A 13,648-nucleotide genomic window follows, 5' to 3' on the forward strand; every position below is an offset into this window, starting at 1 on the left:
ACGTCATGAAAAAAACCGCATTGATTCTCGCGCTGGGGCTGATCGCCCAGGCCCACGCCGATGATATACAGATCCAGATGACGGGTAACATTTACGCCAACACGTGCGTCATTGACAGTGCCAGCCGCAACCTGACGGTGGACTTAGGCCAGGCGGCATCGGGTAGTTTTAAAGACGTGGGCGATACCGGCGAGTGGAAGGACTTTTCCCTTTCGGTGTCGCACTGCCCGGCCACGCTGGCGCTTGCCACCGCCTTTTTCTACGGTCAGGCCGACAGCACCCATCCCACCAAATTTGCCAATCTCGGTAGCGCAAAGGGGCTGGCACTGGAGCTGGCAGATCGTCAGGACAAGATACTGATTGCCCCGCAGGCCGCCTTTAACGCTGCCATAAACCCGTCAGACCACACGGCCACGTTCCCGCTGGCCGCACGCTATTACGCCACCTCGATGCCCATCTCTGCCGGCACGTTCAGCAGCGTGATCCAGGTGACCTTCACTTACCAGTAGGACCGCGCCCCTTAGCACGGAAGCTTTTTCGACGCCCGGCAGCCAGTTTTGTCGGGCGTTTTTTTACTTCCGGCACGTCCGGCTGCTCAATCGGGAAGATCGGCAGCGCATTCAGCAGCCGCTGGCCGTAGTTTTTGGTGAGCAGTCGTTTGTCATAAATCACCACCTCGCCCCAGCAGCCGTGGCTACGGATCAAGCGCCCGACCTGCTGAATCAGGTTAAACGACGCTGCAGGCAGGCTTTGCACTTCAAACGGATAACGGTTAAGGCTTTTCAGCCATTCGCCTTCGGTGATCACCACCGGGCTGTCGATGGGCGGGAAGGCGATTTTATGGATATGCACCTGCGTCAGGTAGTCGCCTTTCAAATCAAGCCCTTCCGCAAAGGACTGTAACCCCACCAGCACGCTGCGCTCGCCGTTATCAATGCGTTTACGGTGGGTTTCCACCAGCCGATAGCGCGGCTGATCGCCCTGCACCAGCAGGAGTAAGCGCAGATCGGTGACGTGCTCCAGGAAGCGTTGCATCGCCCGACCGCTGGCAAACAGCACCAGCATACCGGGGTATTTTTTACTCTCAACCTGCTCGCGGAAGTAGGCCGCCATTTCCGCAATATGCTGCTCTTCGTTATCGATAAGCGGCTCATAATTCATGCGCGGAATGACCAGCTTTCCCTGCTCACAGTGGTTGAACGGCGAGTCCAGGGCCACAAAGCGGTCGCCGGCTTTCTCTTTCAGGCCGCTCATCTCCTGCAACCTTGAGAAGCTGTTCAGGGAACGCAGAGTCGCTGACGTCACTACCACGTGCGGAACGCTGCGCCAGATCAGCTTTTCCAGCTGATCGGCCACGCGGATGCCCACGCAGTGGAAGAAGAGATGTCCCTGCCCGTCTCGTACTTCGCGGGTGGCCCACTTAGTCACCGGCGCGCCGGACGCCTGCGCCATCGAAGCCAGCCGCCAGAGTTTGCTCTGCGCTTCAAACATCCCCAGCGCACGATTCATTTGCAGCAGAATGCGGTGCAAACGCACCACGTCGTGAGTACCGGTTTTCTCGCTGAGATCGTTTAAGAACATCTCCGCCAGCCCGCGCAGCTTTTCCAGGTGCTTCGCCAGCTGCTGGCAAATCTCCATCACTTCCTGCGGCAACTCACCCATCGCAAAGCGGTGTTCCGCCTCCTGGGTGGCGGGGAGATACAGGTTAAGAATATTATTCAGCGAGGCGATGAGGCTGTACACCTCTTCACAGTGCTCGCTCAACCGCTCCGGAACCGCCAGCGGCGGCGTGGTTTTCGGACGGAACTGCTCCATGCAGGTTGCCACCAGTTTGCAGAACAGATCCAGTTGCAGGCGAAACCACGGGGCGGTAATTTCCGCGCTCATCTCCAGCGCATCTCGCGCCACGTCGGGCAGATGATGACCTTCATCGAGCACCAGCAGCAGGTTTTTGGGCTCCGGCAGGACCGCTTCACTCTCCAGTGCAGCCATGACCAGCGCGTGGTTGGCGACAACCACCTCCGCTTCCTGAATCTCACGCCGGGCGACAAAGAACGGGCACTCGCGATAGTAGTGACAGTTACGGTTCAGGCAGCTTGCTTTATCGGTGCTGAGCCTGCGCCACAGGTCGTCGCCGATCGCCTGGTTGGTGTGATCCCGCAGGCCGTCCCACTTGTAGCCGTCGAGATCGGCCTTCAGCTTTGCGCACTGCTCCTGCTCCGCCTTGTTGTTTGGCGTCAGCTCGTCATCAAGAAACGCGAGCAGATCCTGTTGGGAGGGTTCACTGCTGGCCAGAGCCGCCAGATTGCGCGGACAGACGTAGCGCCCGCGACCAAAGGCGGCGGTAAACCGTAAATCGGGGATAATTTTGCGCAGCAGCGGCAAATCTTTGCTGAAGATCTGATCCTGCAAGGCCACGTTAGCGGTACTGACCACCAGCGTTTTATCTTCTTCCCGCGCGATGGCAATGCCGGGAATAAGATACGACAGGGTTTTCCCGACGCCGGTCGGGGCTTCAATCGCCAGATGTCGCCCGTCGTCCCCGGCGAGCGTTTTTGCCACGTCGGCAATCATCTGCCGCTGCGGGGCTCGGGGGATAAAATCGGGGATCTGCTGTTGTAGCGCCTTATACCATGCGCCAATTTGCGCCTTGAGCGCAGCGGTTAAAGCCATCGGAAAACCTGAAATACTGTATAAACAGCCACTATTGTGGCACTTTCTCTCCGCTGCCGCAAAAAGAAAAGCCCGGCTTTACGACCGGGCTTCCAGATTACTGCGGGTTAGCAGGCTTACGCGGGCGGCGTCGGCGCTGCCCCTCGCCTGCCGGTTTCCCTTCGCCGCTACGCCATGGGTTTTCACCGGCCGGTTTGCTGTCGTTATTACGACGCGGCGGTTTGCCCGAAGATTTCGGCGCGCCGCCTTCGGCACGACGCGGCTGCTGACCGCGACCACCGCCGCCCTGACCGCGCCCGCCACCCTGACGACCGTTCTGAATTGGCTCGGCTTTGATTGACGGGTCAACTTCATAGCCCGGGGTTTCAATGCGCGGGATCTCTTTCTTCAGCAGGCGTTCGATGTCGCGCAGCAGCTTGTGCTCATCCACGCAAACCAGAGAGAGCGCTTCCCCGGTTGCCGCCGCGCGTCCGGTACGGCCGATACGGTGAACGTAATCTTCCGGCACGTTTGGCAGCTCGTAGTTCACCACGTGCGGCAGCTCTTCGATATCCAGACCGCGTGCGGCGATGTCGGTTGCCACCAGCACGCGTATGTCGCCGGACTTGAAGTCTGCCAGCGCGCGGGTACGCGCGCCCTGGCTCTTGTTGCCGTGAATGGCCGCGCTGCGGATGCCATCTTTATTCAGCTGTTCCGCCAGGTGATTGGCGCCGTGCTTGGTGCGGGTAAAGACCAGCACCTGCTGCCAGTTGCCCTGGCCGATCATCTGGGAGAGCAGTTCCCGCTTGCGCTTCTTATCTACAAAGTGCACGTGCTGCGTCACCTGCTCGGAGGCGGTGTTGCGGCGCGCGACTTCCACTTCCAGCGGGTTATGCAGCAGCTTTTCCGCCAGCGCCTTGATCTCGTCGGAGAAGGTCGCGGAGAAGAGCAGGTTCTGACGACGCGTCGGCAGCTTCGCCAGCACGCGGCGAATGTCGTGGATGAAGCCCATGTCGAGCATACGGTCGGCTTCGTCCAGCACCAGAATTTCGATGTTATCGAGCTTCACCGCGTTCTGGTGTTCGAGATCCAGCAGACGCCCCGGCGTTGCCACCAGCACGTCCACGCCGCCGCGCAGCTTCATCATCTGCGGGTTAATGCTTACCCCGCCGAAAACTACCAGCGAACGAATGTTGAGATAGCGGCTGTATTCACGCACGTTCTCACCAATCTGGGCCGCCAGCTCGCGGGTTGGGGTGAGGATCAGCGCACGCACCGGACGACGGCCTTTGGCGTGTGGCTGGTTTTTTACCAGCAGCTCCAGCAGCGGCAGGGTAAAGCCCGCGGTCTTACCAGTACCGGTCTGCGCGCTTGCCATCAGGTCACGGCCCTGCAAAACGGCCGGGATAGCCTGCTGCTGAATAGGGGTTGGCTCAACGTAGCCCTGCTCTGCGATGGCGCGCAGAATTTCCGGGTTCAGACCAAGGGAATCAAAAGACATAAAAACTCCGAACCGCCCCGACCATCACAGGTGTAGTTTTCAGGGAGATATAACGAATAGAAGGACAAAAACCACAATGTCGCGAAGGAGCGGAGTGTAGCAGCTTTTGTGACGTGGCGCATAAAATATCCCCGGCGATGACTCGACGTTTGCGCAAATCAGGCATAATCTTAATCAATCGATTGATTAATTTTTAATGCTGCTATGAATACAACCCCAACGACAACCAAAGGCGAACAGGCGAAAAGTCAGCTTATCGCCGCCGCGCTGGCGCAGTTTGGCGAGTATGGTCTGCATGCCACCACGCGGGATATCGCCGCGCAGGCCGGGCAGAATATTGCGGCCATTACCTACTATTTTGGCTCAAAAGAGGATTTATACCTCGCCTGCGCCCAGTGGATCGCGGATTTTATCGGCACCAGCTTTCGCCCACACGTGGAAGAAGCGACCGCGCTGTTCAGCCAGCCAGAGCCGGACCGGGTTGCCATCCGCCAGCTGATCCTTAACGCCTGTCACAACATGATCCGCCTGCTGACGCACGACGATACGCTGAACCTGAGCAAATTTATCTCCCGCGAGCAGCTCTCCCCCACTGCCGCGTACCAGCTGGTGCACGATCAGGTGATCGCCCCGATGCATAGCCATCTGACCCGGCTGATTGCCGCCTATACCGGACGGAACGCCAGCGATACGGACACCATTTTGCATACCCACGCCCTGCTGGGCGAAGTGCTCGCCTTCCGTCTGGGGCGTGAGACCATCCTGTTACGTACGGGCTGGACACAATTCGATGAGGATAAAGCCGCGCAAATTAGCCAGGTCATTACCTGTCACGTTGATCTGATCCTGCAAGGCTTAACGCAAAGGAGCCAGAAGTCATGAAAAAACCTGTCGCCATCATTCTGGTGGTTGTTGTCTTGCTTGCTGCGGGAACAGGCGGCTGGCTGTGGTATCAGAGCCAGCAGGATCGTGGCCTGACGCTGTACGGCAACGTGGATATCCGCACCGTGAACATGAGCTTCCGCGTCGGCGGACGGCTGGCCTCGCTGAGCGTTGACGAAGGCGATGCCATCAAAACCGGGCAGACGCTGGGGATGCTGGACAAAGCCCCGTTTGAAAACGCGTTGATGCAGGCAAAAGCGGGCGTCGCCGTCGCACAGGCGCAGTACGACCTGATGCTGGCGGGCTATCGTGATGAAGAGATCGCCCAGGCGGCCGCTGCCGTTAAGCAGGCAAAAGCCGCCTATGACTATGCGCAGAATTTCTATAACCGTCAGCAAGGCTTATGGAAAAGCCGCACCATTTCCGCCAACGACCTGGAAAATGCGCGCTCATCCCGCGACCAGGCGCAGGCGACGCTGAAATCTGCCCAGGATAAGTTAAGCCAGTACCGCACCGGTAACCGCGCGCAGGACATTGCCCAGGCGAAGGCCAGCCTTGAGCAGGCGCAGGCGCAGTTAGCCCAGGCGGAGCTGGATCTGCACGACACCACGTTAATCGCCCCGTCTGACGGTACGCTGATGACCCGCGCCGTGGAGCCGGGCAGCATGCTCAGCGCGGGCAGCACCGTGTTAACGCTCTCCTTAACCCGTCCGGTGTGGGTGCGCGCTTACATTGATGAGCCGAATCTTGGCCAGATGCAGCCGGGCCGCGAACTGCTGCTCTACACCGATGGTCGCCCGGACAAGCCGTATCACGGCAAAGTGGGCTTCGTCTCCCCAACGGCCGAGTTCACGCCAAAAACCGTTGAAACCCCGGATCTGCGTACCGACCTGGTGTATCGCCTGCGCATCATCGTCACCGATGCGGACGACGCGCTGCGTCAGGGCATGCCTGTTACCGTGACCTTAAACGACGGGGAACAACATGAATGATGCGGTTATCCAGCTCAATAATCTGGTCAAACGCTTCCCGGGAATGGCTAAACCGGCGGTCGCGCCGCTGAACTGTACGATTCAGAAAGGCTATGTGACCGGGCTGGTGGGGCCGGACGGCGCGGGTAAAACCACGCTGATGCGGATGCTGGCGGGATTGCTGAAGCCGGATGAAGGCAGCGCCAGCGTGCTTGGCCTTGATCCCATCAAAGACGACGCGGCGCTCCACGGCATACTCGGCTATATGCCGCAGAAGTTTGGTCTGTATGAAGATCTGACGGTAATGGAAAACCTCAACCTATATGCCGATCTGCGCAGCGTTACCGGCGAAACCCGGCAGAAAACCTTCGAGCGTCTGCTGGCGTTTACCTCCCTCGGCCCGTTCACCGATCGGCTGGCGGGCAAACTTTCCGGCGGGATGAAGCAGAAGCTGGGGCTGGCCTGCACGCTGGTGGGCGAACCGAAGGTGCTGTTGCTGGATGAACCCGGCGTCGGCGTGGACCCGATTTCCCGCCGCGAGCTGTGGCAGATGGTGCACGAGCTGGCGGGTGACGGCATGCTGATCCTCTGGAGTACCTCTTACCTTGATGAAGCAGAGCAGTGCCGTGACGTGCTGCTGATGAACGAAGGCGAACTGCTCTATCAGGGCGAGCCCACCGAGCTGACGCAAACCATGGCCGGGCGCAGTTTTCTGCTACACAGCGCGCAGGAATCCAACCGCAAGCTGCTGCAACGGGTGCTGAAGCTGCCCCAGGTGAGCGACGGGATGATTCAGGGCCGTTCGGTGCGCGTGATCCTCAAAAAAGAGGCCACCGCCGACGATATCCGGCGTGCGCAGGGGATGCCTGAAATCGACATGACAGAGACCGCGCCGCGCTTTGAAGATGCGTTTATCGATCTGCTGGGCGGGGCGGGAACCTCAGAATCACCGCTTGGCGCCATTCTGCACACGGTGGAAGGCACGCCGGGCGAAACGGTCATTGAAGCGAAATCGCTCACCAAAAAATTTGGCGATTTCGCCGCCACCGATAACGTCAATTTTGCCGTGAAGCGCGGCGAGATATTTGGCCTGCTCGGGCCGAACGGTGCAGGGAAATCCACCACCTTTAAAATGATGTGCGGCCTGCTGGTACCGACCTCCGGCAAAGCGCTGGTGCTGAACATGGATCTCAAAGTCAGCTCCGGCAAGGCGCGCCAGCATCTGGGCTATATGGCGCAGAAGTTTTCGCTCTACGGCAACCTGACGGTGGAGCAAAATCTGCGATTTTTCTCCGGCGTCTACGGCCTGCGGGGACGGGCGCAGAACGAGAAAATCGGCCGCATGTGCGACGCCTTTGGCCTGACCGATATCGCCTCACACGCTACCGACGCGCTGCCGCTTGGCTTCAAACAGCGGCTGGCGCTGGCCTGTTCGTTGATGCACGAGCCCGATATCCTGTTTCTTGATGAACCTACGTCAGGCGTGGACCCCCTCACCCGCCGTGAATTCTGGTTGCATATCAATAGCATGGTGGAAAAAGGCGTGACCGTGATGGTCACCACCCACTTTATGGACGAGGCAGAGTACTGCGACCGCATCGGGCTGGTCTATCGCGGCAAGCTGATTGCCCACGGCACGCCGGACGACCTGAAAGCGCAGGCCGCCGACGACGCACAGCCGGACCCGACCATGGAGCAGGCGTTTATCACCCTCATCCACGACTGGGATAAGGAGAATCCTCATGCGCAGTAACGCCCTCTCCTGGCGCCGGGTGCGCGCCCTGTGCGTCAAAGAGACGCGGCAGATTGTGCGTGACCCCAGCAGCTGGCTGATTGCGGTGGTGATCCCCCTGCTGCTGCTGTTTATTTTTGGCTACGGGATTAACCTCGATTCCAGCAAGCTGCGGGTCGGGATCCTGCTGGAGCAGCAGAGCGAAGAGGCGCTGGACTTCACCCACGCCATGACCGGCTCGCCCTACATCGATGCCACCATCAGCGACAACCGGCAGGAACTGATCCAGAAAATGCAGGCCGGTAAAATTCGCGGTCTGATCGTCATCCCGGTCGATTTCGCCGCCAACATGGCACGCCCGGGTGCCGATGCGCCAATTCAGGTGATCACCGACGGCAGCGAACCGAACACCGCCAACTTCGTGCAGGGCTATGCGGAGGGGATCTGGCAGCTCTGGCAGATGCAGCGCGCCGAAGACCGGGGGGAGAAGTTTGAACCGCTGATTGACGTGCAGACGCGCTACTGGTTTAACCCCGCCGCCATCAGCCAGCATTTTATTATCCCGGGTGCGGTCACTATCATCATGACGGTGATTGGCGCGATCCTCACCTCGCTGGTGATCGCCCGCGAATGGGAGCGCGGCACCATGGAGGCGCTGCTCTCCACCGAAGTGACGCGCGTCGAGCTTTTGCTCTGCAAGCTGATCCCCTACTACTTCCTCGGCATGCTGGCGATGCTGCTCTGTATGCTGGTCTCGGTATTTATTCTTGGCGTGCCGTACCGCGGTTCGCTGGTGGTGCTGTTCTTTATTACCAGCCTGTTTTTACTCAGCACGCTGGGAATGGGGCTGCTGATCTCCACCATCACCCGCAACCAGTTTAACGCCGCGCAGGTGGCGCTTAATGCCGCCTTCCTGCCGTCGATCATGCTCTCCGGCTTTATCTTCCAGATTGACAGTATGCCAGCGGTGATCCGTGCCGTGACCTACATCATTCCGGCACGCTACTTTGTGAGCACCCTGCAAAGCCTGTTTCTGGCGGGGAACATCCCGGTAGTGCTGATTATCAACACCCTGTTTTTGCTGGCGTCGGCGGTGATGTTTATCGGGCTGACGTGGATGAAAACGAAAAGAAGATTAGATTAGCCATCGGATTTTGTAGGTCGGGTAAGCGCAAGCGCCACCCGACAGGAGGACGACGCGATGTTTCACCGTTTATGGACATTGATCCGCAAAGAGCTGCAATCCTTGCTGCGCGAGCCGCAGACCCGCGCCATTCTGGTGCTGCCGGTGCTGCTTCAGGTTGTACTGTTTCCGTTTGCCGCCACGCTGGAGGTCACCAACGCCACCATCGCCATTTACAACGAAGACAATGGCAAGCATTCCGTCGAGCTGACACAGCGTTTCGCCCGCGCCAAAGCCTTTACCCATGTCCTGCTGCTGCAAAGCCCGCAGGCGATCCAGCCCACCATCGACACGCAGAAAGCATTATTGCTGGTGCGCTTCCCGGCGGATTTCTCCCGCAATCTGGACACCTTCCAGACCGCGCCGATGCAGCTGATCCTCGACGGGCGTAACTCCAACAGCGCCCAGATAGCGGCGAACTATTTGCAGCAGGTAGTGAAGGACTACCAGCAGGAGCTGATGGCGGGCAAACCCAAACCCAACAACAGCGAGCTGGTGGTGCGCAACTGGTACAACCCGAATCTGGACTACAAGTGGTTTGTGGTGCCGTCGTTAATCGCCATGATCACCACTATTGGCGTGATGATTGTCACCTCGCTGTCCGTGGCACGCGAACGTGAGCAAGGTACGCTGGATCAGCTGCTGGTCTCGCCGCTCGCTACCTGGCAGATATTTGTCGGCAAAGCGGTGCCAGCACTGATTGTCGCGACGTTCCAGGCCACCATCGTGCTGGGGGTGGGAATATGGGCGTACCAGATCCCGTTTGCCGGATCGCTGGCGCTGTTTTACTTCACGATGGTGATTTACGGCCTGTCACTGGTGGGGTTTGGGCTGCTGATTTCCGCGCTCTGCTCAACGCAGCAGCAGGCGTTTATCGGGGTGTTTGTCTTTATGATGCCGGCGATTTTGCTTTCAGGGTACGTGTCACCAGTGGAGAACATGCCGGTGTGGTTACAGGATCTGACATGGATAAACCCGATTCGTCACTTCACGGATATCACCAAGCAAATCTATCTGAAGGATGCGAGTCTGGATATTGTGTGGGGAAGTTTGTGGCCGCTACTGGTCATCGCGGCCACAACGGGCTCAGTGGCCTATGCGATGTTTAGACGAAACATCGCGTAGCTTTTTCTCTTTGGTGAGCAACGACACCACCGCAGGCCCTGCGAGGATAGCCAGACCCGCCAGGGCCAGCAGCAGGTTGTTTTGCAGCACGCGTGACAACAGCCACAGGACGATCATTGCCGCACCAAAATACCAGGTGGTGGTAAGCTCTTCGAGCACATCACCCACTTCACGCCAGCGCGCGTCGTGGTGACGCTGTAAAAACAGCATCGACAGCACGGTCACGCCGTAAACCACACATAACCCTAAGCCGACACGCACCAGCGTGCCGCTCATCCAGCCCATCACCAGTACGGCCACGACCAGTAAATGCAACATTATCTGCCAGCAACTTAAACCGGTTGCGACACGAACGCGTTGTTGCCACTTCATGGCTTCTCTCCTGAAGGATTTTTCTCTGCTAATTCAGACTACCGCACTTTACGGAAAATTCCGTAACGCCGCATCTTTTTGTGACGCCTACTACACTTTATTTTCATCGGGATAGTCACCCAGGAAGGTGTTTATGAGCAAAAGAACGCAGCATTTCTCGCTTAAGGTGCTGACGATAAATATTCATAAGGGCTTCACAGCATTTAACCGCCGCTTCATTTTACCGGAGCTGCGCGACGCGGTACGCACCGTCAGCGCCGATATTGTCTGCCTCCAGGAGGTCATGGGCGCGCACGAAGTGCACCCGATGCATTTCGAAAACTGGCCCGACACGCCCCATTACGAGTTTCTGGCGGATACCATGTGGAGCGATTACGCCTACGGGCGCAATGCGGTCTACCCGGAGGGGCATCACGGTAACGCAGTGCTGTCGCGTTTTCCTATCGAGCATTATGAGAACCGGGACGTCTCCGTTGGCGAGAGCGAAAAACGCGGGTTGTTATACTGCCGCATCACGCCACCGGCGCTCGATTTTCCCATTCATGTGGGCTGCGTTCATCTTGGCCTGCGTGAGGCCCACCGTCAGGCTCAGCTACAGATGCTGGCAGACTGGACCAATGCGCTGCCGGAGGGCGAGCCCGTGGTAGTGGCCGGTGATTTTAACGACTGGCGACAGCGGGCCAATCATCCGCTGAAGGTGAATGCGGGGCTGGAGGAGATTTTTACCCGCTCACGCGGTCGTCCCGCGCGGACGTTTCCGGTGCGCTTCCCCCTGCTGCGCCTTGACCGCATCTACGTAAAAAATGCCCACGCCAGCAGCCCGACGGCGCTGGCTTTACTCAACTGGCGACATCTCTCCGACCATGCCCCACTCAGCGCGGAGATCCACTTATGAAATGCACATGGCAGGAAGGTAACCGTATTACGCTGCTGGAAAATGGCGATAACTTTTATCCGGCGGTCTTTGAGGCGATTAGCCACGCACAGCAGAAAGTCTTTCTGGAAACGTTTATCTGGTTTGAAGACGACGTGGGCAGGCAGTTGCACAGCGCGCTGCTGCAAGCCGCTCGTCGCGGTATAAAAATCGAGGTCCTGCTCGACGGATATGGTTCGCCGGATCTCAGCGACGAATTTGTTAACGAGCTCACCGCCGCAGGGGTGGTATTCCGCTATTACGATCCCGGCCCGCGTCTGTTCGGGATGCGCACCAACCTGTTCCGCCGAATGCACCGCAAAATTGTGGTGGTGGACGAAACGGTGGCCTTCGTTGGCGGCATTAACTACTCCGCCGAGCATATGTCGGATTATGGTCCCGAAGCGAAACAGGACTACGCGATCCGTATCGAAGGGCCGGTGGTTCAGGACATCCAGCTGTTCGTGCTGGAAAACTTACCCGGCAAAGAGGCCGCACGCCGCTGGTGGCGACGCCGCCATCGCCCGGAAGAGAACCGCAAGCCCGGCGAGGCGCAGGCGCTGTTCGTCTGGCGGGATAACGAGGAGCACCGGGACGATATCGAACGTCACTACCTGAAGATGCTGGCGAACGCGAAGCGCGAGGTGATTATCGCCAACGCCTATTTCTTCCCCGGTTACCGGATTTTGCACGCCATGCGCAACGCGGCCCGACGCGGCGTGAGCGTGAAGCTCATCGTCCAGGGTGAGCCCGATATGCCGATTGTGAAGGTGGGCGCGCGTCTGCTCTATCGCTATCTGGTCAAAAGCGGCGTGCAAATCTATGAATATCGCCGCCGCCCGCTGCACGGCAAAGTGGCCGTGATGGATGACCACTGGGCGACCGTTGGCTCAAGCAACCTCGATCCGCTGAGCTTATCGCTCAATCTGGAAGCGAACCTGATCATCCACGATCGCCAGTTTAATCAGACCCTGCGCGATAACCTTCAGGGTCTGATCAATAAAGACTGCGTGCGTGTGGATGAGTCCATGGTGCCGAAACGCAGCTGGTGGAACGTTGGCATCGGTGTGGTGGTGTTCCACTTCCTGCGCCACTTCCCGGCCATGGTGGGCTGGCTGCCCGCGCATACGCCGAAACTGGCGCTGGTGGATCCGCCAGTGCAACCCGAAATGGAAACCCAGGACCGCGTAGAGGCGGAAGATGGAGGGAAAACCTGATGTCGAAATCTCATCCTCGCTGGCGGCTGGCGAAAAAAATCCTGACCTGGCTGTTCTTCATTGCCGTCGCGGTCCTGCTGGTGGTGTATGCCCAAAAGGTGGACTGGGAAGAGGTGTGGAAGGTTATTCGCAACTACAACCGGACAGTCCTGCTGGGGGCGGTTGGCCTGGTGATTGTGAGCTACCTGATGTACGGCTGCTATGACCTGTTGGGACGCGCCTACTGCGGGCATAAGCTTGCCAAACGGCAGGTTATGCTGGTGTCATTCATCTGCTACGCCTTTAACCTGACGCTGAGCACCTGGGTGGGCGGGATTGGTATGCGCTATCGCCTGTACTCCCGCCTTGGCTTACCGGGCGGCACCATCACGCGTATTTTCTCGCTGAGTATCACCACCAACTGGCTGGGGTATATCCTGCTCGGCGGGGTGATTTTCACCATTGGCGTGGTGCAACTGCCTGCGCACTGGTACATCGATGAGGCCACCCTGCGCATTCTGGGCATCGTACTGCTGCTGATCATCGCCGCCTACCTTTGGGCCTGCGCCTTTGCCAAACGTCGTCATATGACCATTAAAGGGCAGAAGCTGGTGCTGCCGTCATGGAAGTTTGCCGTCCTGCAAATGGTGGTTTCCAGCGCCAACTGGATGGCGATGGGGGCCATTATCTGGCTGCTGATTGGCGAAGATGTGAATTACTTCTTCGTGCTGGGCGTGCTGCTGGTAAGCAGTATTGCCGGGGTAATTGTGCATATTCCGGCGGGGATCGGCGTACTGGAAGCGGTGTTTATCGCGCTGCTTGCAGGGGAGCATGTGTCTCACGGGACGATTATCGCTGCCCTGCTCGCGTACCGCATGATCTACTACTTCCTGCCGCTGGCGCTGGCAACGGTCTGTTATCTGGTGCTGGAGAGTCGGGCGAAGAAGCTGCGCGCGAAGAACGAGAAGGCGATGGCAAAATAAAAGCAAAACGGCAACTTCGTTGCCGTTTTTAGGGTTTGTTCCCTCTCCCTGTGGGCTGAGGGATCCCCAGTAATTTTTTTATGCAGAAGCAATAAAGTTGCTTTCTAAATGACTGAGGGCTGTCAGCGATGCCCTGGT

Annotated in this window: 12 protein-coding genes; 9 read left to right on the forward strand and 3 right to left on the reverse strand. The window is 58.5% G+C overall.

Annotation, left to right across the window (positions count from 1 at the left end; genetic code table 11):
- Positions 1–5 precede the first annotated feature (5 nt).
- A complete protein-coding gene (locus ACNQ0T_RS20255; protein ID WP_023299643.1) occupies positions 6–509 on the forward strand; it encodes a fimbrial protein in 504 nt (167 codons plus the stop codon).
- Here the strand turns inward: ACNQ0T_RS20255 and dinG are convergent.
- Together dinG and rhlE are read right to left on the reverse strand one after the other, a co-directional pair.
- Positions 496–2,673: an ATP-dependent DNA helicase DinG gene (gene dinG, locus ACNQ0T_RS20260; protein ID WP_038415719.1), complete on the reverse strand. Its 2,178-nt coding sequence runs from the start codon at positions 2,671–2,673 to the stop codon at positions 496–498. The two genes, ACNQ0T_RS20255 and dinG, sit on opposite strands and share 14 nt — an antisense overlap.
- Before the next feature lie 97 nt (positions 2,674–2,770).
- Complete coding sequence (gene rhlE, locus ACNQ0T_RS20265; protein WP_017693771.1) at positions 2,771–4,153, reverse strand: ATP-dependent RNA helicase RhlE; 1,383 nt, start codon at positions 4,151–4,153, stop codon at positions 2,771–2,773.
- 204 nt (positions 4,154–4,357) lie between these two features.
- On the opposite strand from rhlE, the gene cecR reads away from it, so the two are divergent.
- The 5 genes from cecR to ACNQ0T_RS20290 are packed head-to-tail and all read left to right on the forward strand — an operon-like array spanning position 4,358 to position 10,046.
- Positions 4,358–5,035, forward strand: a complete 678-nt coding sequence (gene cecR / locus ACNQ0T_RS20270; RefSeq protein WP_046618586.1) for a transcriptional regulator CecR — start codon at positions 4,358–4,360, stop codon at positions 5,033–5,035.
- Complete coding sequence (gene hlyD / locus ACNQ0T_RS20275) at positions 5,032–6,027, forward strand: secretion protein HlyD (RefSeq protein ID WP_022647509.1); 996 nt, start codon at positions 5,032–5,034, stop codon at positions 6,025–6,027. The genes cecR and hlyD overlap by 4 nt, the downstream gene beginning before the upstream one ends.
- Positions 6,020–7,759 (forward strand): ATP-binding cassette domain-containing protein, encoded by a 1,740-nt coding sequence (locus ACNQ0T_RS20280; RefSeq protein WP_022647508.1) that lies wholly within the window; start codon positions 6,020–6,022, stop codon positions 7,757–7,759. The genes hlyD and ACNQ0T_RS20280 overlap by 8 nt, the downstream gene beginning before the upstream one ends.
- Complete coding sequence (locus ACNQ0T_RS20285; protein ID WP_022647507.1) at positions 7,749–8,882, forward strand: ABC transporter permease; 1,134 nt, start codon at positions 7,749–7,751, stop codon at positions 8,880–8,882. The genes ACNQ0T_RS20280 and ACNQ0T_RS20285 overlap by 11 nt, the downstream gene beginning before the upstream one ends.
- Before the next feature lie 57 nt (positions 8,883–8,939).
- The gene (locus tag ACNQ0T_RS20290) at positions 8,940–10,046 is read left to right on the forward strand and encodes an ABC transporter permease (protein ID WP_022647506.1); all 1,107 of its coding nucleotides are present in this window, start codon (positions 8,940–8,942) and stop codon (positions 10,044–10,046) included.
- Here ACNQ0T_RS20290 and ACNQ0T_RS20295 read toward each other — a convergent pair.
- Positions 10,008–10,418 carry a YbhQ family protein gene (locus ACNQ0T_RS20295; protein WP_003858499.1) on the reverse strand — a complete coding sequence of 137 codons (411 nt, stop codon included), beginning with the start codon at positions 10,416–10,418 and terminating at the stop codon, positions 10,008–10,010. The genes ACNQ0T_RS20290 and ACNQ0T_RS20295 overlap by 39 nt on opposite strands.
- Positions 10,419–10,551: 133 nt before the next feature.
- Here ACNQ0T_RS20295 and ACNQ0T_RS20300 point away from each other — a divergent pair, with 133 nt between their 5' ends.
- The 3 genes from ACNQ0T_RS20300 to ACNQ0T_RS20310 are packed head-to-tail and all read left to right on the forward strand — an operon-like array spanning position 10,552 to position 13,510.
- Positions 10,552–11,313: an endonuclease/exonuclease/phosphatase family protein gene (locus ACNQ0T_RS20300; protein ID WP_022647505.1), complete on the forward strand. Its 762-nt coding sequence runs from the start codon at positions 10,552–10,554 to the stop codon at positions 11,311–11,313.
- Complete coding sequence (clsB, locus tag ACNQ0T_RS20305) at positions 11,310–12,548, forward strand: cardiolipin synthase ClsB (RefSeq protein ID WP_022647504.1); 1,239 nt, start codon at positions 11,310–11,312, stop codon at positions 12,546–12,548. Before ACNQ0T_RS20300 ends, clsB begins: the two co-directional genes overlap by 4 nt.
- The gene (locus ACNQ0T_RS20310; RefSeq protein ID WP_003858505.1) at positions 12,548–13,510 is read left to right on the forward strand and encodes a lysylphosphatidylglycerol synthase domain-containing protein; all 963 of its coding nucleotides are present in this window, start codon (positions 12,548–12,550) and stop codon (positions 13,508–13,510) included. The genes clsB and ACNQ0T_RS20310 overlap by 1 nt, the downstream gene beginning before the upstream one ends.
- Positions 13,511–13,648 lie beyond the last annotated feature (138 nt).

Origin of the sequence: Enterobacter cloacae complex sp.6700776 (assembly GCF_048284255.1) — a bacterium.
Lineage (GTDB): Bacteria > Pseudomonadota > Gammaproteobacteria > Enterobacterales > Enterobacteriaceae > Enterobacter > Enterobacter intestinihominis.

Coding starts and splice junctions, on each gene's coding strand:
- ACNQ0T_RS20255 (WP_023299643.1), top strand. CDS start 6: ATGAAAAAAACCGCATTGATTCTCGCGCTGGGGCTGATCGCCCAGGCC.
- dinG (WP_038415719.1), bottom strand. CDS start 2,673: ATGGCTTTAACCGCTGCGCTCAAGGCGCAAATTGGCGCATGGTATAAG.
- rhlE (WP_017693771.1), bottom strand. CDS start 4,153: ATGTCTTTTGATTCCCTTGGTCTGAACCCGGAAATTCTGCGCGCCATC.
- cecR (WP_046618586.1), top strand. CDS start 4,358: ATGAATACAACCCCAACGACAACCAAAGGCGAACAGGCGAAAAGTCAG.
- hlyD (WP_022647509.1), top strand. CDS start 5,032: ATGAAAAAACCTGTCGCCATCATTCTGGTGGTTGTTGTCTTGCTTGCT.
- ACNQ0T_RS20280 (WP_022647508.1), top strand. CDS start 6,020: ATGAATGATGCGGTTATCCAGCTCAATAATCTGGTCAAACGCTTCCCG.
- ACNQ0T_RS20285 (WP_022647507.1), top strand. CDS start 7,749: ATGCGCAGTAACGCCCTCTCCTGGCGCCGGGTGCGCGCCCTGTGCGTC.
- ACNQ0T_RS20290 (WP_022647506.1), top strand. CDS start 8,940: ATGTTTCACCGTTTATGGACATTGATCCGCAAAGAGCTGCAATCCTTG.
- ACNQ0T_RS20295 (WP_003858499.1), bottom strand. CDS start 10,418: ATGAAGTGGCAACAACGCGTTCGTGTCGCAACCGGTTTAAGTTGCTGG.
- ACNQ0T_RS20300 (WP_022647505.1), top strand. CDS start 10,552: ATGAGCAAAAGAACGCAGCATTTCTCGCTTAAGGTGCTGACGATAAAT.
- clsB (WP_022647504.1), top strand. CDS start 11,310: ATGAAATGCACATGGCAGGAAGGTAACCGTATTACGCTGCTGGAAAAT.
- ACNQ0T_RS20310 (WP_003858505.1), top strand. CDS start 12,548: ATGTCGAAATCTCATCCTCGCTGGCGGCTGGCGAAAAAAATCCTGACC.